This is a genomic window from Rhizobium sp. KNZ2-6A (genome assembly GCF_056755475.1).
In genome coordinates this window covers 79549-99106 of record NZ_JBNDIC010000017.1, presented here as the reverse complement: position 1 = coordinate 99106, position 19558 = coordinate 79549, and the positions used below count along the sequence as shown (strand labels likewise).

The 19558-nt window shown below is 59.2% G+C and carries 16 protein-coding genes and 5 pseudogenes; 9 read left to right on the top strand and 12 right to left on the bottom strand.

Going from position 1 to position 19558, the window contains the following annotated elements:
* Positions 1 to 366: 366 nt before the first annotated feature.
* From ACPYOP_RS14350 to ACPYOP_RS14335, 4 genes and pseudogenes are all read right to left on the bottom strand, one after another.
* A complete protein-coding gene (locus tag ACPYOP_RS14350) occupies positions 367 to 897 on the bottom strand; it encodes an HIT family protein (protein WP_481411039.1) in 531 nt (176 codons plus the stop codon).
* A gap of 511 nt (positions 898 to 1408) precedes the next feature.
* Positions 1409 to 1690 carry a hypothetical protein gene (locus tag ACPYOP_RS14345; protein WP_481411038.1) on the bottom strand — a complete coding sequence of 94 codons (282 nt, stop codon included), beginning with the start codon at positions 1688 to 1690 and terminating at the stop codon, positions 1409 to 1411.
* A gap of 258 nt (positions 1691 to 1948) precedes the next feature.
* A pseudogene (locus ACPYOP_RS14340) lies at positions 1949 to 2245 on the bottom strand (integrase); the annotation flags it as partial.
* A 275-nt stretch (positions 2246 to 2520) separates the two neighbouring features.
* Positions 2521 to 2773: pseudogene (locus ACPYOP_RS14335) on the bottom strand (type II toxin-antitoxin system Phd/YefM family antitoxin).
* Positions 2774 to 3076: 303 nt separating this feature from the next.
* On the opposite strand from ACPYOP_RS14335, the gene ACPYOP_RS14330 reads away from it, so the two are divergent.
* Both ACPYOP_RS14330 and ACPYOP_RS14325 read left to right on the top strand, forming a co-directional pair.
* Positions 3077 to 3589 (top strand): SDR family NAD(P)-dependent oxidoreductase, encoded by a 513-nt coding sequence (locus tag ACPYOP_RS14330; protein ID WP_481411037.1) that lies wholly within the window; start codon positions 3077 to 3079, stop codon positions 3587 to 3589.
* 169 nt (positions 3590 to 3758) lie between these two features.
* Entirely contained in the window at positions 3759 to 4397 is a 639-nt protein-coding gene (locus ACPYOP_RS14325; protein ID WP_481411036.1) for an NAD(P)H-dependent oxidoreductase, read from the top strand.
* Between the two features lie 101 nt (positions 4398 to 4498).
* Here ACPYOP_RS14325 and ACPYOP_RS14320 read toward each other — a convergent pair whose 3' ends face one another.
* Entirely contained in the window at positions 4499 to 5065 is a 567-nt protein-coding gene (locus ACPYOP_RS14320) for a TetR/AcrR family transcriptional regulator (protein ID WP_481411035.1), read from the bottom strand.
* Positions 5066 to 5211: 146 nt separating this feature from the next.
* On the opposite strand from ACPYOP_RS14320, the gene ACPYOP_RS14315 reads away from it, so the two are divergent.
* Positions 5212 to 6618, top strand: coding sequence for an amidase (locus ACPYOP_RS14315; protein ID WP_481411034.1), 1407 nt, complete (start codon positions 5212 to 5214; stop codon positions 6616 to 6618).
* Between the two features lie 82 nt (positions 6619 to 6700).
* Here the strand turns inward: ACPYOP_RS14315 and ACPYOP_RS14310 are convergent, their stop codons facing one another.
* Positions 6701 to 7279: a TetR/AcrR family transcriptional regulator gene (locus tag ACPYOP_RS14310; protein WP_481411033.1), complete on the bottom strand. Its 579-nt coding sequence runs from the start codon at positions 7277 to 7279 to the stop codon at positions 6701 to 6703.
* 258 nt (positions 7280 to 7537) lie between these two features.
* Between ACPYOP_RS14310 and ACPYOP_RS14305 the strand changes: the two genes are divergently transcribed.
* Together ACPYOP_RS14305 and ACPYOP_RS14300 are read left to right on the top strand one after the other, a co-directional pair.
* Positions 7538 to 8068, top strand: a complete 531-nt coding sequence (locus ACPYOP_RS14305) for an alpha/beta fold hydrolase (protein WP_481411032.1) — start codon at positions 7538 to 7540, stop codon at positions 8066 to 8068.
* A gap of 146 nt (positions 8069 to 8214) precedes the next feature.
* The gene (locus tag ACPYOP_RS14300; protein WP_481411031.1) at positions 8215 to 8667 is read left to right on the top strand and encodes an alpha/beta fold hydrolase; all 453 of its coding nucleotides are present in this window, start codon (positions 8215 to 8217) and stop codon (positions 8665 to 8667) included.
* A gap of 67 nt (positions 8668 to 8734) precedes the next feature.
* On the opposite strand, the gene ACPYOP_RS14295 is transcribed toward ACPYOP_RS14300, so the two are convergent.
* Complete coding sequence (locus ACPYOP_RS14295) at positions 8735 to 9658, bottom strand: LysR family transcriptional regulator (RefSeq protein WP_481411030.1); 924 nt, start codon at positions 9656 to 9658, stop codon at positions 8735 to 8737.
* Between the two features lie 87 nt (positions 9659 to 9745).
* Between ACPYOP_RS14295 and ACPYOP_RS14290 the strand changes: the two genes are divergently transcribed.
* Entirely contained in the window at positions 9746 to 10153 is a 408-nt protein-coding gene (locus ACPYOP_RS14290) for a nuclear transport factor 2 family protein (RefSeq protein WP_481411029.1), read from the top strand.
* Between the two features lie 76 nt (positions 10154 to 10229).
* Here the strand turns inward: ACPYOP_RS14290 and ACPYOP_RS14285 are convergent, their stop codons facing one another.
* The gene (locus tag ACPYOP_RS14285) at positions 10230 to 11183 is read right to left on the bottom strand and encodes an AraC family transcriptional regulator (RefSeq protein WP_481411059.1); all 954 of its coding nucleotides are present in this window, start codon (positions 11181 to 11183) and stop codon (positions 10230 to 10232) included.
* Positions 11184 to 11310: 127 nt separating this feature from the next.
* Between ACPYOP_RS14285 and ACPYOP_RS14280 the strand changes: the two genes are divergently transcribed.
* A complete protein-coding gene (locus ACPYOP_RS14280; RefSeq protein ID WP_481411028.1) occupies positions 11311 to 11673 on the top strand; it encodes a nuclear transport factor 2 family protein in 363 nt (120 codons plus the stop codon).
* Here ACPYOP_RS14280 and ACPYOP_RS14275 read toward each other — a convergent pair.
* The 4 genes and pseudogenes from ACPYOP_RS14275 to ACPYOP_RS14260 form a co-directional block, all read right to left on the bottom strand.
* Positions 11672 to 12102: pseudogene (locus ACPYOP_RS14275) on the bottom strand (IS6 family transposase); the annotation flags it as partial. The gene ACPYOP_RS14280 and the pseudogene ACPYOP_RS14275 overlap by 2 nt on opposite strands.
* 575 nt (positions 12103 to 12677) lie before the next feature.
* A pseudogene (locus ACPYOP_RS14270) lies at positions 12678 to 13184 on the bottom strand (cell division protein FtsZ); the annotation flags it as partial.
* Between the two features lie 54 nt (positions 13185 to 13238).
* Positions 13239 to 14497: pseudogene (gene fabF, locus ACPYOP_RS14265) on the bottom strand (beta-ketoacyl-ACP synthase II).
* Between the two features lie 136 nt (positions 14498 to 14633).
* Positions 14634 to 15221 carry a TetR/AcrR family transcriptional regulator gene (locus ACPYOP_RS14260; protein ID WP_481411027.1) on the bottom strand — a complete coding sequence of 196 codons (588 nt, stop codon included), beginning with the start codon at positions 15219 to 15221 and terminating at the stop codon, positions 14634 to 14636.
* Between the two features lie 99 nt (positions 15222 to 15320).
* On the opposite strand from ACPYOP_RS14260, the gene ACPYOP_RS14255 reads away from it, so the two are divergent.
* Both ACPYOP_RS14255 and ACPYOP_RS14250 read left to right on the top strand, forming a co-directional pair.
* Positions 15321 to 16442 carry an efflux RND transporter periplasmic adaptor subunit gene (locus ACPYOP_RS14255; protein ID WP_481411026.1) on the top strand — a complete coding sequence of 374 codons (1122 nt, stop codon included), beginning with the start codon at positions 15321 to 15323 and terminating at the stop codon, positions 16440 to 16442.
* A complete protein-coding gene (locus tag ACPYOP_RS14250) occupies positions 16439 to 19549 on the top strand; it encodes an efflux RND transporter permease subunit (RefSeq protein ID WP_481411025.1) in 3111 nt (1036 codons plus the stop codon). Before ACPYOP_RS14255 ends, ACPYOP_RS14250 begins: the two co-directional genes overlap by 4 nt.
* Positions 19550 to 19558 lie beyond the last annotated feature (9 nt).

The following is a 19558-nucleotide window of genomic DNA, read 5'->3' as shown; positions in this document are numbered from 1 at the left end:
GAGCACGTTGCCTGCCCGATTGAATATCGCGGCCTGTCTTCTGCGCAGGGCCCGCGGGTGCCTTCCTTAATCGGCAAAAGCTGGGCTTTCTGGCTGGCTGGGAAGTTTGTTTACCGAAGCAGCTCAATATTGGTAGATTACGCAGCGGCCATGCGTGGACGATCTCTTAGCTCGGAGAAGTGGAGCTTTTGGTTGTCAGGCAAGAATGTATAGCTAGCGGAAGAAATAGTTCTTTTTGTTTCCATATACAGAAATTATGCAGCAAAAACATATATGTAATTGTAATACAAATTCACAGCCGTAGAGGCGAATTTCATAGCCGAGGCAGGTTACAGCGGCCCTACTAAAGCGGCTAGCTAGGAATACCTAGTCAATCTCACTCGATCGGGCTTTACAGCCGAAGCTCTCAACTGGCGATCCGGAATTCATAGATTGACGCAGAGCCTGAATGGCCTGGGCGACAGTCGGCCCTATGGTTGCCGGCGGGTCTGGGCGTTCGCAGAATTCACGCCATACGTAGAGGGTCAGTTCGGCGCCATCCGTTGCCTGGTCCCCCTGCCCTTCCGCAAGACCTTCCAGCACGCGATAGCGGAGATCCTGCCAGAAGAATTCCTCGACCCAATCGTAAATTGGGATGACATGAAAATGGATCGTATAGCCGGGAACATGCCCATATCGACCCATATAGACGCGCCGGGCATTTAGCCGGCGCTTCAGGTTTGCCTGAGCTAACGCCAGTAACGGCCCTAGTTCCCGTAAGGCATCTGCGGACAGGTCCGACAGATCGGTGGCGAAGTTTTTAGAGCTGATGATGAGATAGCCGGGGAGAGCGGAATTTGCACGATGACTGACGAGCCATCCGTCAGTTTCAACTATGAAATACGGATCGGGCTTCAAACCGCCTCCCCTTTCGCCTGTGTAACCGTAACGGTCTCGTGAGCTTACATCGTTGCCGGATCGATGATGGTGCGCTGGCTCAGCCTATTCATTCCAGGAGCTGAGGCAAGGGCCGATGCTTCAGGTCGCGCCACGCGTCGCCAGCCAGCGGCTGACCGCTCGCGAAGTTCGATGAAAACCCTGACAGCTGTCAGGGTTTGGGAACAGCGCCAGGGAAACGTAGCAGGGCTTCCGGGCGGTTTGTGACAGACGCAGATGTAGTCTGGCGCGCAGGTTTCAGACCGAGAATGCAGCGCATGAAAAACCCTGACAGCTGTCAGGGTTTTTCATGCGTAAGGCGACGGTTTTACAGTCAGGACGGCGACGAACTCAGACGCATGTGATTTAATGACCGAGAGGCCTTCTCGCCTGAGGGTGGGCGGCGTCAGTGCGAGGGGATCGCTGCGCGCGCGAGGTGTCAGCGCCTGAACGCGTTTATGTAGCACAGCGGTGAAGCCTAGCTCCCCAGTTGCTATTGATCCAGGGAGCGCCTGCCGGTGTTGCGCGGCCAGCGGACCTGCCCTTCCCGCCCCGGTAATGACGAAGCTCCATCCGAACCGGTCATCTTCAAGGCCCGATCGAGCGTCAGTTCCAGCGTGCCGAGAAAGATTGCCGCCAGAGCGGAACCGATCCAATTGAAGTCCGGATTTTGTCCGCGCAGCCATGAGCGCTCTTTAGCACTTCTGCGCGGCTCCATGGTCAGCATCTCAACGGCAGGAAGCGCCGGGATGGCGACGGGTCGGTTGATCAGCAAGCACCAATGCCAGGAATAGCTATCGGAAAGCCGTCTGCAACTCACCTCCGCCATGTCACAATGACCCGTTAGCCGCGACGCGGCTTTTGGGCGGGAGCGGCCAACAATCACTCAGGCGGCGCTAGTGGGCCAGGATCGACCATGTGGTCAGCCGGCGCCGTACCGCACCGGGCGATGCGGACCATCAACGCGCTGCAATCCCTGGAAACGTAGCCGACTTCAACCTAAGCCGGCGTGCCGTGGTTGGGATTTCCGCAAGTTTGGCGGAATCCCAGAGGTGATAGGTGACGAATTTCAGCAGCAACGATTCAGGCGCTGGCCAGGGGAGGGGCGTGCCGGTCGCAAGCCCGCATCAGGCCTCGATGTAGCCGAGGATGGAGGCTAGCGCTCTCAGCGTATTGTAGCCAATGCCTTTCCTGGCAAGATGTTTAGAGTAGCGACTTCTTCGTCCGTGAGTGGCGTTGCCAGTTGGTCGCGGCGATCGAAGGGGAGGATAGCATCGAGCGCGTTGATCTCCTCGGCATGGTTGAGACGTGGTCCGGTAAGCCCGCCAATCGTTGACCCGCGGACACCATCCTTCCGAGGTCTCGGCCTTTAGTCGGCAGCGGGATCCTTATGATCGTGGCAACCCATCTTCGTCATAGAGACGCCGCGCGCGTATGTGGCATCGGCCACACAGCACGCCGGCCCTGAGCCGTCAAGTCCGATGGGACATCGATCGGCGTTGGTTCTTTTCGGCGCGTTGAGCGCTTGCGCGCGAACGGATCATTCGTTCGCGGCGGAGACACACCGGAGTCCCGATCGATGTTCATGTTCAAGCAGTCCTACAATCAGGATGCCTTCGCTTCGAGCACCTCGTCGCGCCACGCGCGAATTTCCTCTTGGGTGACCCGGCTTGGCCATCTGACGCATCGCTCTGATATCGGCAATCGTTTTGTCGATATCGTTCTCCTTGCCAATGCGCGACAACACGGCGATCGGATTGTTGCCGCGGGAAATGATGACCTCTTCACCGGCCTCGACGCGGGCCAACAATTCGGAGAGATGGGCCTTGGCCTCTGCGACCTTGACGGTGACGCTCATGATGGTTTCTTCGGGGAACTGGATTCGCTCTCTCGTCGCGCAGACCGTGCCATAGCCCGCAAATCGACATTCTGCGCGATAATAGGTGCAAAAACGACGTTTGCCTGATTGTAGGTCATATCACTATCGATATTTGATACTTATCGATAGTCATAAGTCCAACAAAACACTGCCTGAGCAACGGAAGCAATAGCCAACTTCGATTCACTATGGCGGAAGAATAATGTTAATTCATATGGTTAATGGTTCACTGATTCACTGAAAAGACGCCGAAACGCTTGCGAACAGTCCATCCGATCCGCCGTGCACTTGCGCGCGAAACACGGGCTGCGTCTGCCGCAGTTCAGGGAGCGCCGGGCGGGGGCGAGCGTCAACGTGACGCTGCGGGCGCTCCCGCTGGTCGCGGCCTACACGGCGAGCAAAGCGGCGGTGAACGCATTCACCGAGTCCATGGCGCTGGAAGTCGCCACAGTTCGGCATACGCGCGCGCATCGTGCTACCGGAGCGCGCACCCGAGACCCGCTTCGCCGAGAATGGCGGCTCGCGCATGCAGGGTCTCGACCACGAGGCCTATGCGGAGCTCGTCAAGGGTTTTATGGCCCGCTTCAGCCAACCGCGGCCGGTCACCCCTTCGCAGGATGTCGCAGAAGCGGTGTGGCGCGCGGTGAACGATCTCTCAAGCCCCGTACAGATTCCCGCCGGTGCCGACGCGGTGGCTTTGGCCGAGGCGAGTACACCGGAAGCCTGCTATGTCGCGAGGGGAGCTTCGGCGCGTCAATCAGCGGACCGAGGTCCGCGCTTGTTCCAGATGCATGATTATCGGCTCGCCTCAAGATTGCCCACACGGAAGCAAGATTGCTGCACACATTGCAGCATTATAGTGCGGCGAACCCCAATATTCCTAGCTCTTTGGTGAGACTATCTGTGTTTCGACACGGCAGCGACGCGGTCGCCGCCGGACGCGAGACGAAAGAGGAAAAATGCGATGACGACTGTTAATGACCGTTTGGAATGGCGCTATGCGACCAAGAAGTACGACCCGAGCAGGAGCGTCGCCCCCGACACGCTCTTGCGCATTGTTGAGGCCGTGCGCCTAGCACCCACGTCGAGCGGGCTTCAGCCGTTCGAGTTATTTGTTGTAAGCAACCCCGAAATCCGCGCGAGAATTCGAGCTGCGGCCTGGGATCAGGCGCAAATCACTGACTGCTCGCACCTGCTGGTTTTTGCTGCCTGGGACGACATCACTGCCGATCGCGTCAACATGATGTTCGACCTCACCAACGAGGTTCGAGGCTTTAGGAACGAGGACTGGGAAAATTATCGCCAGAAACTGCTTGCTATCGTTGCCGCGCAGGGAACAGAGGCCAATCATCAAGCTGCTGCCCGGCAGGCTTATATCGGCTTGGGCGTTACAGTCCTCGCGGCGGCCTTCGAACAGGTGGACTCGACACCTATGGAAGGTTTCGATCCGGCGGCGGTTGACGAGATACTGGACCTGCGATCGAGGAGGCTGCGCAGCGTCGTTATGCTGCCGATTGGATATCGAGCCCCAGAGGGCGATTGGCTCGTGCACCTGAAGAAGGTCCGACGAAGCCACGACGACTTTGTCACCGATATCGTGTGATCCGAATATCCGCAATTATCGCGATGATCTATGCTTCGACGTTCGGCTTCTCACCACACCTGAAGACAGCAAAGGGTAGGCGGTCGCGACGGCCATACCACCTATGCCGGCAGGAGCCCGGTGGCCCGGTAGCTTTCGATCAGCGTGTCGAATAATGAGATGTCGGAGCGGCTTCTCGCCATGAGCTGAGCTCCGGCAACCGATGCGAAGATCGCGCGGGCCTGCGCCTCGCTGTTTTCCGGGCGCGCCGCGCCGGCGGCGACAAGCACCTTGCTGATCCAGGTCACGTTCACGTCGGAGAAGGCCTGAACCTCTGCCGTCACCTCGTCCGGAAGGTCGTCATATTCGGCCGACATGAAGCTGCAGAGGCAAAGCCGATTGTCGCTCTCCAGCGATCGTCGGAAGATCTTCGGATACTGGCGCAGTGCGCTGATCGGATCGGCCGCCTCCTTGAGCAAGGTTTCGAGCTCGTTTTCGGTATCCTCCCAGTAGCGCCGAGCAACCGCCGCACCGAGCCCCGCCTTGCTAGGGAAGTGATGATAGATGCTCGCCGCCTTGATCCCGACCTGGTCTGCGAGATCGCGGAAGTTCAGCCCGCTATAGCCATGTGATTGAGCGATCTGCCTGGCGGCGGCCAGGATCGCTTCCTTTGAATTCGTCGTCGTCATCTCAGCGCCCAACATTGAGTAATCATTTCCCTACCAAGTGTTAGATAGGGCTTGACGTGCAAAAAGAAAAGGACTTATCTTTTGCCCTAACGAACGATAGGTAGGTTACGCATCGAGCGGGACGAAGCCGGAAAAGAGAGAAAGCCATGAGTGAGAACATCATCTATTCGGATGCGACCAAGCTCGCTGACATGATCCGCAACCGCGAAGTCTCAGCGGTCGAGGTCGTCAAGGCCCATCTGGACCGAATCCAGGCGGTTGATCCGAAGGTCAACGCGATCGTCACGCTCGCTGATGACGCCTTGGAACAGGCCGAAGCGGCAGACGCCGCGGTTCGCGCGGGTGACGAGCTCGGCGTCCTTCACGGTGTTCCGTTCACGGTCAAGGACTCGATCGATACCGCCGGCGTGCCGACGCAGCGCGGCTCTCCGATCTTCAAAGGCCGCACGCCCGATGCTGACGCGACCAGCGTCGCACGGATGAAGAGGGCCGGCGGTATCCTGCTTGCGAAGACCAATCTTCCCGAATTCTCCTACTGGATCGAAAGCGACAATCTCCTTACCGGTCGATCGAACAATCCCTGGGATCTGACGCGAACGCCGGGCGGTTCGAGCGGCGGCGAGTCGGCAGCGATTGCGGCGGGCATGTCGCCGATCGGCCTCGGCACCGATCTCGCCATCTCGGTACGCGGACCGGCAGCCCAGACCGGCATCTCGTCCATCAAGGCAACGCATGGCCGTGTCCCGATGACGGGCATTTATCCGCGCGCGCCCCGCCGCTTCTGGCATGTGGGTCCAATGGCGCGCAGCATCCGCGATCTGGCACTCGCCTTATCGCAGCTTGCCGGCCCCGACGGCGAGGACGCTTTCGCGACGAGCACGGTTCAATTCGATGCTGGCATCGGTCGTCAGCCCTATCGGCAGCTTCGGGTAGGCTGGCTGGTCGAACCGGGCTTCGGGCCGATCGATCCGGAAGTCGCCAAGGTGGTCGAGGCAGCTGCCGAGGCACTCAAAAGCCTCGGGCTGCATGTCGAGCCGGTCCGCATCCCGGCACTCGAAAGAGATTTCGCGCTTGATGTTTTCAATCGCATCCATGTGATGGAGATGAAGCGGGCCTTCGCGGAGGCAACCGCCGGGCAGGAAGACCGGATGTACAAGATGTCCAAGACGATGCTGTCGCTGCCCGACACCGCGATGGCGGACTTCATCGAGGCTGAGCAGGCGGCGGAGCGTCTCCGCGATGGTTTCGCCGAATATTTCCAGAAGTTCGACGCGCTGATTACGCCGGTGCTGCCCCTCCCGGCCCACAAGCACGGGCAGGAGGAGTTCATCATCAATGGCCAGGTAGTCGATGCCACCTACCTTCAGGGCGCGACCGTGCCACTCAACGTCACCGGCTTGCCGGGAATCTCGATGCGGTTCGGCACGAGCAAGGAAGGTCTGCCGATCAACGTCCAGATCGTCGGCAGTTGGTTGGCGGAATCGACGATCCTGGCAGTCGCGTCACAGCTGGAAAGCGTGAGCACCGTCAGAGACCTGCATCCAGACCTTTAACCGGGTGGGCGCCAGGAGCGATCAAGTTCGTGCGGCAGCACAGATGTCGTGACGTTATTTTTCGAGAACACGCGGCCCCCAGTCATGCTGATGGTAAGCACCTCTGGACACTAACATCCGCTAGCGCCTCGAATATAGCCGGCGTGCGTTCCAGGCGTGCGATCGTTCGCGCACCTTCGAGGGCAGCTACCAAAGCGGCTGCGGTAGAGGATGCGCGGGCGGGGGCAAAGCCGCACTGCCTGAAATGCTCCACAATAATCTCGGTCGAATCGACAAATCCGCGCGCTACCCGTTTGGTCAGCTCGGCGTCGAGCGCGGGCAGTTCATTCGCTAGATTTTGCATGAGACATCCATACTGGAAATCAGTGGCGACCATTTCGGCCGCGAATGTGCTGAAAATCTGGTGAACAAATTTCCGAACATCTCCTGTCGTATTAGCAGAGATATTCCGCAAAACCGCAATTCGGCTCGCAACGTACTGATCGATCGCTTCTTCTGCGAGCTGTGCCTTGCCGCGTGGGAAGTGAAAGTAGAACGATCCTTTAGGCGCACCGCTTTGTTCAATGATCTGAGTCAATCCGGTGGCAGTGTAGCCTTGGATGCGAAACAGTCTTTGGGCGGTGGCAATTGCGTTAGCGCGGGCGTCAGTCTTACGTGGCATGCAACAAACATAACACGGTTCGCTTGACGTAGCTATGGTGATCGCCATACTATGGTGATCACCATAGAAAATGGTCGGCACATGAGTCATCCCATTCGTTTCAAACCATCGATGTCCCGACGAACCGTCCTGGCTATGGGCGCTGCCAGCCTGGCTGCGGCTTCACTTCGATCGGCCCGCGCAAACCCCATAGGAGGAAGTGATTTGACTACATCACCGTATGGCGAGGGAACGCTTCCCAAGGGCGTCCGCTCGCGCATGATCCACGGGGTCAACGGCCTTGATGTCCATATTCTCGAGGCCGGTTATGAAAACCCCGGCCGGCCGCTCGCGCTGCTTCTGCACGGTTTTCCGGATCTGGCTTACGGCTGGCGACATCTGATCTCGATGCTGGCTGACGCCGGGTACCGTGTCGTGGCGCCCGATCAGCGAGGTTTTGGTCGCACCACCGGTTGGGTGAACGGCTATGATGCCCCGCTCGCGCCCTTCAGCCTCTTGAATATGACGCGCGACGCCCTCGGACTGGTTTCGGCGCTGGGGTATCGGCGCACGACGATGCTCGTCGGGCACGACTTCGGCTCACCCGTAGCGGCTTATTGCGCGCTCGCTCGGCCTGACGTCTTTCCCTCGGTGGTGCTGATGAGCGCACCGTTCCCCGGCCCGCCCGCGCTTCCGTTCAACATCGCGGAAAGCGAGGCATCGTCGGCGCAACCGAAAATGAGAACCAAAAGCTGGCGGCCGCGCTGGCGGCGCTCGATCCGCCGAGAGAGTATTATCAGCAATACCTGAGCGGGCGGCAGGCGAACAATGACATGTGGCACCCGCCTCAAGGCTTATACGCGTTTCTTCGTGCCTTTTTCTACGTCAAGAGTGCCGACTGGCCGGGAAACCAGCCGCATCCGCTGCAGGCGCGAAGCGCCATAGAGCTCGCAAAAATGCCCACCTACTACGTCATGGATCTCGGCAAGACGATGCCCGAGACTGTCGCTCCATTCCAGCCTTCCGCGGCCGAGATCCAATCCTGCAAATGGCTCACCGATCCGGAACTTGGCGTGTACACGGAGGAGTATGGCCGCACCGGATTTCAGGGCGCGCTGCAGACTTATCGCGTCTATTCCGATCCTGACCTGAATGCCGAGTTGCGCCTGTTTTCGGGCAGGACGATCGATGTCCCGTCACTCTTCGTCGGCGGGAAGAGCGATTGGGGCACCTATGCGGCGCCGGGCGCGCTCGATATCATGAGGACGAAGGCAGCGACGAAGATGGCTGGCATCGAGCTGATCGACGGCGCCGGTCACTGGATCCAGCAGGAGCAGCCGGTTCGGCTGAGCGAGCTGCTGCTCGCCTTCATGAAGGATGTAGGTTGCGCGGGTCACATCCCCGGTTAGGTCGCGGAATTCCTATTGAAGCTCGTGAAAATATTGCCTGCGCCAGCGACGTGATCGGGGTAGAATGTTAGCGGAATGCCGCCACGTTCTTCCTGAAGAACGTCATGACGCGATCCATTCGCGTCGGGTTAAGCGTATGGTTTCGACGGATCATCCACATCGTTGTTGGTTCGCATGCCCATTCATCAAGCACGGGAGACAAGCTGCCGGCCCGCAATGCGTCGGCGACCAACCAGTGGGGCGCCCACGCTATGCCGGCTCCGGCAATTGCTGTTTGGACAACGGAGTTGGCATCGTCGAGGATCAATGTGGGGTTCGGGTACCATCGCAATTCGGAACCATCACCATGACGGGTGCCGAAGCGCCACGCATCCACGACCCCGGTACGTTGGTTGCGGAAGCCGATAAGATCGTGATTTGACAAGTCGCTGGGCGCCGATGGTTTTCCTCGGTTGGATAAATAGGCGGGCGACGCGCAGGCGACCCATGCAAAGTCGAATAGCGTCCGCTGAAGATGCCCAGGGATGCCGTCTATAGCTCCCGCACGCAGCACAATGTCCACCCCATCCTCGGCCAAGTCGATCATCTGATCGCTACCACGTAAGTCGAGCAGGATATCGGGATGCGCGCGCCTGAAGGCTGCAGTCAAGGGAGCAAGGCAGGCGCTGAGGAAAGCGGTTGGTGCTCCGACTCGGACGCGACCGTGGGCACCGTCTCGTGCTGCCGCTGTTAAGGCTGTGTCCACCTGTTCGATGCTGCGAACCGCTTCGCGGGCAAGTCCGATAAGCTCCTCACCTTCCGGCGTTAAGGAAAGGGAGTGCGTCGAGCGATTGAGCAGTCGCACTCCTCTCATCTCCTCCAAGCGTGCGATCGTCTTCGAGATGCCCGACGTGGACAAGCCCAGCTGCCGACCTGCTTCGGCGAATGATCCAGTGTCAACGATCCGCACGAAGCACTGTAACTGAATTGTACTGAGTGTTGGTGTTGACATGGTGTCAATACTGTCACGCCTAGTCCGGCGCTACAAGGGCGGGAGGCGTCGTGCGATTTATTCCAAATCAACAGAAGGAAAATCGGCATGGATATGCGACATGTAAAGCCATTTCTGGACGCCATGGACGCCGGCGAGGTGGACAAACTTGGCGAACATCTAAGCGACGACATCGTGCTGCTCAGCCCGTTTGTCGTCGATCCATTCGTTGGCCGCGATGCTGTCATTAAGGTGTTGGGTGTGCTGCACTCGGGTGTCGACTCATTTACGACGGAAGAAGTCATCGCGGGCGACAAACGCGCTGCGGTGATGCTGCGCATCCGGGCTGGCGGTATTGAAGTGACGGGCGTGGACGATATGCGGATCGGCGAGGACGGCCGTATCACAAGCATGTCGGTCCAGTGGCGGCCACTCGCCAACATTGTAGCGATACAGCAGCGGCTGGCTCCCCTGATCGGCGCGCCGGCGCTGGAGCTCATCGAAAAGCGGGCGTGAGTCCAGGGTCCTGACATAAGGCAGGCCCTAAGGTTCGCACCATGATGGCCACCTTTAATGGCGGCAGCCTTGGCACTCACTCCCTGACCAATGTCCGATCAGATTGCAGTGCCTCGGTTGCCTCGGTCCCGCATGCGCGCGCGAACTGAGTGGGAGAGCAGCCGACTGTCCTTGTGAAAGCCGAGCTGAAGGCGCTCGATGATCCGAATCCTATGGAAAACGCGATCTGCGCAACCGTCTTCGTACCGTTCTGGAGTTCGTCCTTCGCCAATGCGATGCGCCATCGCAGCAAGTACTCGATCGGTCCCACGCCGAAAATGCGCCTGAATCTTGTTGCGAAGCCCGCTCGTGACACACCGCAGAGTTTTGCCAGCTCGGCGACAGTCCAGTTGCGTGCGACATCTCGGTGCATCGCGACGATGGCTCTTTCCGTGTATCGATCGGCCAGTCCGGCCAGGAGCCCTTTCTTTTCCGCATTTATGCTGACAAAGCCGCTCCGGAGGATTTCGACAAGGATCAGCTCGACCAGCCGTATGATCACGAATTCGCTTGCCGGTCCAGGCGAACGGGCCTCCGCTTCGTTCATCGCCAGTAGGGCTCGGATCCGCCCAACAGACGGGTCGGAAGCCGAGACTCCCACAGTTTGCGGAAGCAGCTCCTCAAGGAGATCGTGGTTCGCTGTAGAAACAATGAATTTTCCAGCATGAAGCGTAGACTGTCGGTCCGCGCCGGAGCCGAGCCGAAGTCGCTTGCTCTTTGAAGACATGACGGCAGTCTCGCTATCGACAGCAATCGCGGAGCTGCTCGAGGCGAGCCTAAAGGGCGTGGATGCCCGGATCAGGAGAAAATCTCCCTGCCTGAGCAGGAGCGGTTGATGATCTGGCCGAATAACGAGGCATTCCCCCTGTTCCACCCAACAGAAGAGAAGGTCGTTCCGCTCACGGAATCCGAGAGCCCATTCTCCTGACGCGTCCACACCGGCGAAGAGTACGGCTCGCGGACGAAGAATTCGCATGATGTCAAGCAACACGTCCGCCAAATTTAGACTTTCGATAATCGTAGATATATCTTCAATTATCGACAGTACATCAGATCGGCCCTACATCCAAGTGGCCTGGTAGTCATGGCGGCTATTGCTACTTTGGAGGGATTTTAAAGTGAGTCATGAAGGATTGAAAAATAACTGGAGGGCATATCTTGCGGCCTATGGGGCTATCGACGCCGACGAACGGGAACGGTTGCTTCAGCAAAGCGTCGCTGACGATATCGTCTTCACAAATCCTGGAGGTCGAGGTGAGCGCCGCACCGGTCTCATTGCTCATATTCAAGACTTCCAGAAAAAGATGCCAGGCACTTATTTCGAAACGGAGAAGATTTTCATCCATCACAGCGAGTTATTGACGATTTGGACCATGCACAAGCCGGATGGGATGAAGGTAGCGACCGGATATAATTTTGTCAGGCCGGATGGCAACGGGCGGTTCGTTTACATGGCTGGTTTCTTCGGGCAGTCAGCCTAGCACGCAAAGACCGCGCGGCTCCGGTGAGGTTCCGCTTCGGCGTGAGGCCCTGCTTCTTCAGCAGCCTGACAAGCAACCGTTGGCCGCTTTGGTGTCGCGACCGGCCCGGATGATCTCGTCGAGAACATATCCATCCTGGTCGACGGCGCGCCAAAGCCAATGCTTCCGACCGCCGATGGAAATCACCAACTCCAGATGCCAGATATCCTTTCGGGAAGGCTTCTTTCTGCGCAACCGCGTCGCATATGCCGAGCCAAATTTGCCGCGCCAGCGCCGGATCGCTTTATAGGACACGATGATGCCGCGCTCCAGAAGCATTTCCTCGACCAGCCGCAGGCTCAGAGGAAACCGGAAATAGAACCACACGGCATGGGCAATGATCTGTGGTGGAAAGCGGTGGTTCTTGTAGCTGATTGTCGGCGAGCTCATCCGCGCCCAGTTACCCATCAACTGTTAAGCCGAAATAATGTGACATCACCTCTCCGACTCATTGCCTGCGTCATGCATTCGGAATCCCTCGAGAGCAACGGGATGCGTCTAGCTGGTCACCCACCAGCATAGCCGTTTCTATTTGCGCCTGATCCAGTTGAAAACTCTAATATTCAGCCGTTGGCATCCCATTGTAATGTCGATCGGCCGCCCAAGGTGGCGTTTGCTTTGAGGAATGCCTACGGAAAGTCAAAGAAGATGTCCGAAATTTAAAATCATTACGCCAGGTTCAAATTCATAGTTCCCGCAGAAAAGAGGTGGGTGTGGCGGCAAGTTGCACCCATTCTTCCCACATAGCGGAGATCTGTGATGGAACTCGCCCACCGCAAATTCCACCACCGGATAAAGTGAGGAAGACCCTATCAAGTGCCAAACGACACCAGGCATTGCATTCAAACCAACGTAGCTAAGCACCTGCGCTTGAGTTCGGCGATACCCGGATCACCGCGGTCCCGCGGCCGCGGTAGGTCGACCTCAACGACGTCGCGGATGCGACCCGGATTGGGCTCCATGACGAGAACGCGGTCCGCGAGATACAGTGCTGTGTCGGCGCACTCGCTGAGGCGCTCGATGCCTTGTTCTGCCGCCCGCATCCGTTGGGCGCCCTCGAATACGAACGGCTTCGTAACGACGGCGACCGTGAGAATACCGGCCTTGCGCGCGGCCTGGGCGATGACAGGCGCGGCACCGGTTCCGGTTCCACCACCCATTCCCGCGGTCACGAAACACATATGTGTCCCGGCCAGATGGTCCATGATTTCATCGATAGTTTCTTCGGCCGCGGCGCGTCCGACGTCCGGGAGCGAACCAGCACCGAGGCCTTCAGTCACGTTCGCGCCTAATTGGATAATGCGAGATGCTTTTGATTGAACTAGCGCCTGGGCGTCCGTGTTCGCGGCGACGAAATCTGCGCCGTGAAGACCCTCGGCTATCATGTTGTTGACAGCATTTCCGCCGCCACCACCGACACTGATCACAGTGATCTTGGGCTTCAGCTCAACGATGTTTCGGGTCGCCGTCATTACCAATCTCCAATAAATTGCTATTTGCGCCTGTTCGTCGTGAGCGCCACCGGCTCAACCGCCAGCCAGTTTGTCCGTCCAACGCCGGAATATCGCACTGGCATTGACGCCTCCGAAGCCGAAGCCATTGGAAATCGCATAATCGATCTCCATTGAGCGGGATTCGTTTGCCACGAAATCTATCCCATCCGCGGCCGGATCGGGAGCGTTCAGGTTCAAGGTTGGCGGTGCCACCTGATCCTTCAGGGCCAGGATTGTGAAGATGGCCTCGAGACCGCCGGCGGCGCCGAGCAGGTGGCCGGTCGCCGACTTCCTACCGCTTACCGCTATCGAGGAATCGGCGCCGAAGACGCTCTTGATGGCATTGATCTCGCCGAGATCGCCGACCGGCGTCGATGTCGCATGCGCATTGAGGTGTTGAATTTCACCCGGGGAGATGCCGGCCTGGGCAATCGCGATCTCCATGGCTCGGCGCGCACCACCCCCGTCTTCGGGACCGGAGGTGACGTGATGAGCATCTGCTGTTGTTCCGTAACCGACCAGTTCGGCTATCGGTTTCGCGCCGCGGGCAAGCGCATGGCTCAGCGATTCAATGACAAGAATGCCGGCACCTTCGCCCATGACGAAGCCGTCGCGCAACATGTCGAAGGGGCGCGAGCCCTTATCCGGCTTGTCGTTGAAGCCGGTGGACAGAGACCGAGCGGCTGCGAAACCACCGAGACTGACAACGTTCATGCATGCTTCCGCTCCACCGCACACGGCGATGTCGGCTTCGTTCGCGCGGATGAGGCGTGCCGCGTCACCGATCGCCTGAATGCCGGCGGCACAGGCGGTGACCGGTGCGCCGAGCGGACCTTTGAAACCATGGCGGATCGAAATCTGGCCAGCCGCCAGGTTCACCAGGAACGACGGAATCGTAAATGGCGACAGACGACGGGGACCTCGCTGGTCGACTGTCCGTACCGCCTCGGTTATGGCCGGAAAGCCGCCGATCCCGGAGGCGATGATTGTCGCGGTGCGCAGGCGATCCACCTCCGACACCGGTCTCCAGCCGGCTTGCGTGAGGGCCTCTTCCGCCGCCGCCAGAGCAAAAAGGATGAAGCGGTCGCTTTGCGCTGATCTTTTGGGGCAAAGACGGTATTCGGGTCGAAGCCGGCCTCAGGATCTTCTTCCGAGGATGGAACCATGCCACCAATTTTTGTGGGCAGATCTCCCACAACCTCGTCTGGAAGGCGCCGGATGCCCGAGCGACCGGCCAGGAGCCTAGTCCAGGATGTCGATACATTGGCTCCGAGAGGGCTGACGGCGCCCATGCCTGTGATCACGATACGGCGCATGTGTTCTAGCGGTCAATCTTTCATGGAGCCGGGAGACCGGCCGACATGAGGTTGATGGTGACTCCGGAAGGCAGCGTCCTGCAAAAGACAGGATACTCCCAGAACCGATATCTTATTCTTCTTCGGCGCAGTTCGTGATGCGCCTGACCGCATCAGCGGCGGTTTCGAGGACATGCTGCGACATGCCTTCATCCGTCATGATGCGCGAGATCGTTACGGCGCCCACCATCAGTGACAAGACAGCCATCGCTTTGTCATAGGGTTTCGAGCCGTCCGCGGCCGGGATCAATTCGTCGAGAATCTGAAGATGCGCTTCAATGCCATCCTGGAAAGGCGCTCGTACTTCTTCACTCTGGCGAGCCGCATCGGAGCCAAGCGCCACAAGCGGGCATCCATCGCTTGTTTCTCCCCGGTGATCGGACGAAAGATAGATGCCGACAACCGCCCCAAGGGGATCGGAACTTCCGGCTGCAACGGTCGACCACCTGCGCGTTGCGCTCTCCATCGCTCGCCTCGACGCCAGCGCGGCAAGATCGTCCTTCGATGCGAATTGTTTGTAGAATGCGCCCTGGGTAAGGCCGGCGCCCTTCATCAGGTCCTTCAGCCCGATCCCATCGAATCCATGCTCCCGGAAGAGCCGGCTTGCCGCGTTGATGACCGCTTCGCGATTTGCCTCTGCCTGAGCCCGACTGACTCTCATATCGATCTCCATTTAGATTTCACTTGACATCTATAACACATTTAGAGTTAGATCGCAATCTAATTTAACTGTTGCGCCCGTCAACAAGGGTCAAATGACATGAATCGCAAAATTCTCCTCGCCTCCGTCGGCATATTGGTGGCCGTTGGCACTACCGCGTTCGTTCTCCTTGCCGAGTCCTCGGAAGGAAGGGCACAGGCCACGGACCCCCGCGTCGCGCCGCCCATCGTCAGTTTGGTGGATGCAAAGAGGCCGGACACGATGACACGCACCTTTACCGGCACGATCGCCGCTCGGGTGCAAAGCAATCTGGGATTTCGGGTGCCCGGCAAGATCATGGAGCGCTATGTTGACGTCGGTCAGCAGGTGAAGGCCGGTCAGCCCCTGATGCGCATCGATGAGACCGACCTGCGTCTGGCGCTTGCCGCAAAACGCAACGCGGTCGCTGCGGCTCAAGCTGTCCTCACCCAGGCGCAAGCTGACGAGAGACGCTACGCCGCCTTGGTGAAAAACGGATTGGCGGCCGCTTCTCCGCAGCGTTATGAACAGGCAAAAGCAGCTCTGGACACCGCAACTGCCCAATTTGCCGCAGCGCAAGCCGATGCAAGCGTCGCCGAAAACGCGGCAACTTATTCACTGCTGATCGCCGATACCGATGGCACCGTCGTCGAAACGCTCGGAGAGCCGGGGCAAGTGGTCACGGCTGGACAGACGGTCATCCGGCTCGCCCAGGCCGGGCCTCGCGAGGCTGTGGTCTGGCTTCCGGAATCCATTCGGCCCCAGATTGGGGACCTAGCCGAAGCCAGCATCTACGGCAACGAAAGCCGCCAAGATAAGGCGCGGCTTCGGCAGATCTCGGATGCCGCCGATCCTCAAACCCGCACCTATGAAGCACGCTGGGTCCTGGATGGCGCCGCAGCCTCGGCCCCACTCGGCGCGACGGTGACGGTCAAAATCGCCAGCGATACCGGTCAGGCGCATGCCGCGGTGCCGGTTGGCGCTGTTTTTGACGACGGCAGCCGCAGTGGCGTGTGGGTCTTTGACCAAAAATCGTCGACCGTGCACTTCCGGCAAGTAACGGTCGAGAAGATGGGTGAGGAGATCGCGGTGGTCTCCAGCCTCAAGGCAGGCGAGCCGATTGTCGCTCTCGGAGCGCATCTCCTCCAGGACGGTGCGAGCGTGCGGACCAAGGTAGAACAGGCAGAGGCGGCCAACCAATGAGTTTCAATCTGTCCGCGCTCGCCGTTCGCGAGAGAGCCGTTACCCTATTCTTCATCGTCTTGCTTGCCGCCGCCGGCGTGTATGCCTTCACCAAGCTTGGACGGGCGGAGGATCCCTCGTTCACCATCAAGACCTTGACCGTGACGGCCGCATGGCCGGGCGCGACGGCGCGCGAAATGCAAGATCTTGTCGCAGAGCCTCTCGAGAAACGCCTCCAGGAGCTCACATGGTATGACCGCGTCGAGACAACAACGCGGCCCGGATATGCTTTCCTGACCGTTACGCTGAAGGACAGCACACCGCCCACGGCGGTCGAAGAGGAGTTCTATCAGGCCCGAAAGAAGCTTGGAGACGAGGCACGCAACTTGCCCCAGGGCGTGCTTGGTCCCTTTGTCAACGACGAGTATTCCGACGTCAGCTTCGGTCTTTATGCGTTGAAGGCCAAGGGCATGCCGATGCGCGACCTCGTGCGTCAGGCGGAGGTGATCCGCCAGGATCTTCTGCATGTGCCGGGCGTCAAGAAGATCAACATCCTTGGAGAGCGGCCTGAACAGATCTTTGTCGAATTCTCCTATGCCAAGCTGGCCACTCTCGGAATTTCGGCACAGGACATCGCGGCCGCCTTGCAGCGGCAAAACACCGTGACACCGGCAGGCTCGATCGATACGCGCGGCCCGCAGGTCTTCATTCGCTTCGATGGCGCTTATGACAGCATCCAGGCGATCGCCGACACACCGATTGTCGCAGGCGGGCGCACGTTGAAGCTTTCGGATTTCGCCGAAGTGCGGCGCGGTTACGAAGATCCGGCCACCTATCTCATTCGTCATGACGGCGAGCCTGCGATCATGCTGGGCGTCGTGATGCAGCAGGGCTGGAACGGGCTGGAACTCGGTAAGGCGCTGGAAGAGCGGTCTGGGACGATCGCACAAACCTTGCCGCTCGGCATGACGCTCGCCAAGGTCAGCGATCAGGCCGTCAACATCCAGGAAGCGGTCGGCGAATTCATGCTGAAATTCGCCATGGCGCTTGGCGTCGTGCTGTTCGTGAGCCTCATCAGCCTCGGGTGGCGTGTCGGCATCGTCGTTGCTCTGGCCGTTCCACTCACACTGGCCGTCGTCTTCCTCATCATGCTGGAGACGGGACGATTCTTCGACCGCATCACCCTCGGCGCGCTCATCCTGGCGCTCGGTCTTCTGGTCGACGACGCTATTATCGCCATCGAGGTGATGGTGGTGAAGATGGAAGAGGGGATGGATCGCATCAAGGCGGCGGCCTATGCCTGGAGCCACACGGCGGCACCCATGTTGTCCGGTACGCTGGTGACGATCATCGGGCTGATGCCGGTTGGCTTCGCCCGCTCGACCGCCGGCGAATATGCTGGAAACATCTTCTGGGTCGTGGGCTTTGCCCTTATCGTCTCGTGGATCGTCGCCGTGGTCTTCACGCCCTATCTTGGCGTCAAGATGCTGCCAGCGATCAAGCCGGTCGAAGGCGGTCATCACGCCATCTACGATACGCCGAACTATCGTCGCCTTCGGGGGATGATCGAGTTTGTCGTGCGGCATAAGTTCGTCACATGTGCGGTGGTCGGCATCACCATGGGGATCTCCGTCGTTGGCATGGGAGCCGTCAAGCAGCAGTTCTTCCCGACGTCGGATCGCCCCGAAGTGTTGGTCGAGGTCCGCTTGCCCGAGGGCACCAGCATCGAGACGACGACGGCGACAGTTGAAAAGCTCGAAGGATGGCTGCAGAAGCAGCCTGAGGCAAAGACCGTCACCAGCTATGTCGGGCAGGGCGCTCCTCGCTTCTTCTTCGCCATGGCGCCGGAATTGCCGGATCCATCCTTTGCGAAGATCGTCGTGCTGACCCCTGACGCCGAGACACGCGAAGCCCTGAAGCATCGCCTCCGCGCGGCCGTCTCGGACGGGCTCGCTCCCGAAGCCTATGTCCGTGTTACGCAGCTCGTCTTCGGTCCCTACACGCCGTTCCCGGTCGAGTTCCGCATCATGGGGCCTGATCCCAAGCAATTGTATCAGATCTCGGAGAAGGCTCTCGACATCATGAAGGGCATACCGGATGTCCGGCAGGCAAACCGCGACTGGGGCAACCGCACACCGGTGCTTCGTTTCGTTCCCGACCAGGATCGGCTGAGCCTCATCGGTCTCTCGCCGGCGGAAGCAGCCCAGCAGATGCAATTGTTGCTGAGCGGCATTCCGATCACGCAGGTTCGCGAGAATATCCGCAACGTGCCTGTCATTGCGCGCAGTGCCGGCGAAAACAGGCTCGATCCGTCAAGACTGGCAGATTTCTCGCTGATGAGCCGGGATGGTAGGCAGGTTCCGCTCGACCAGATCGGCCAGTCGGAAATCCGGTTTGAAGAGCCGATCCTGAAAAGGCGTGATCGGACGCCTGTCATTACCGTCCGCTCCGATATCAACGAGGCAACGCAGCCTCCGGAGGTTTCGCAGCAGGTGATGAAGGCGCTTCAGCCGCTGATCGCCTCGCTTCCAGCCGGATATCGTATCGAGATGGGAGGAAACATCGAGGAATCCTTGAAGGCCAATGTCGCCCTCGTCCAGATCTTCCCGGCGATGATTGCCGCGATGCTGATCGTCGTCGTCTTGCAGGTCCGCAGCCTGTCGACCATGACCATGGTCATGCTGACGGGACCGCTCGGCCTTGCGGGCGTGGTTCCGGTCCTGCTCCTTTTCCATCAGCCGTTCGGCTTCAACGCCATTCTCGGATTGATCGGGCTGGCGGGAATCCTCATGCGCAACACCTTGATCCTGACCGAGCAGATCAAGGAGAACAAGGCAGCCGGTCTCGACGACTATCATGCCGTCATCGAGGCGACGGTGCAGCGGACCCGCCCGGTCATGCTGACAGCCCTTGCGGCCGTTCTTGCCTTTATTCCTCTTACCCATTCGGTGTTCTGGGGGTCGATGGCCTACACGCTGATCGGCGGTACGGCGGTCGGGACCGTAATGATCCTGCTGTTCCTTCCTGCTCTCTATGCCACATGGTTCCGCATCAAGCCGACTAAGGGAGACACACACCTTACGGAGCAAAATGCTCCAGAACTCCAACGTGCCATGGCTGCGGAGTGAGATCATGTT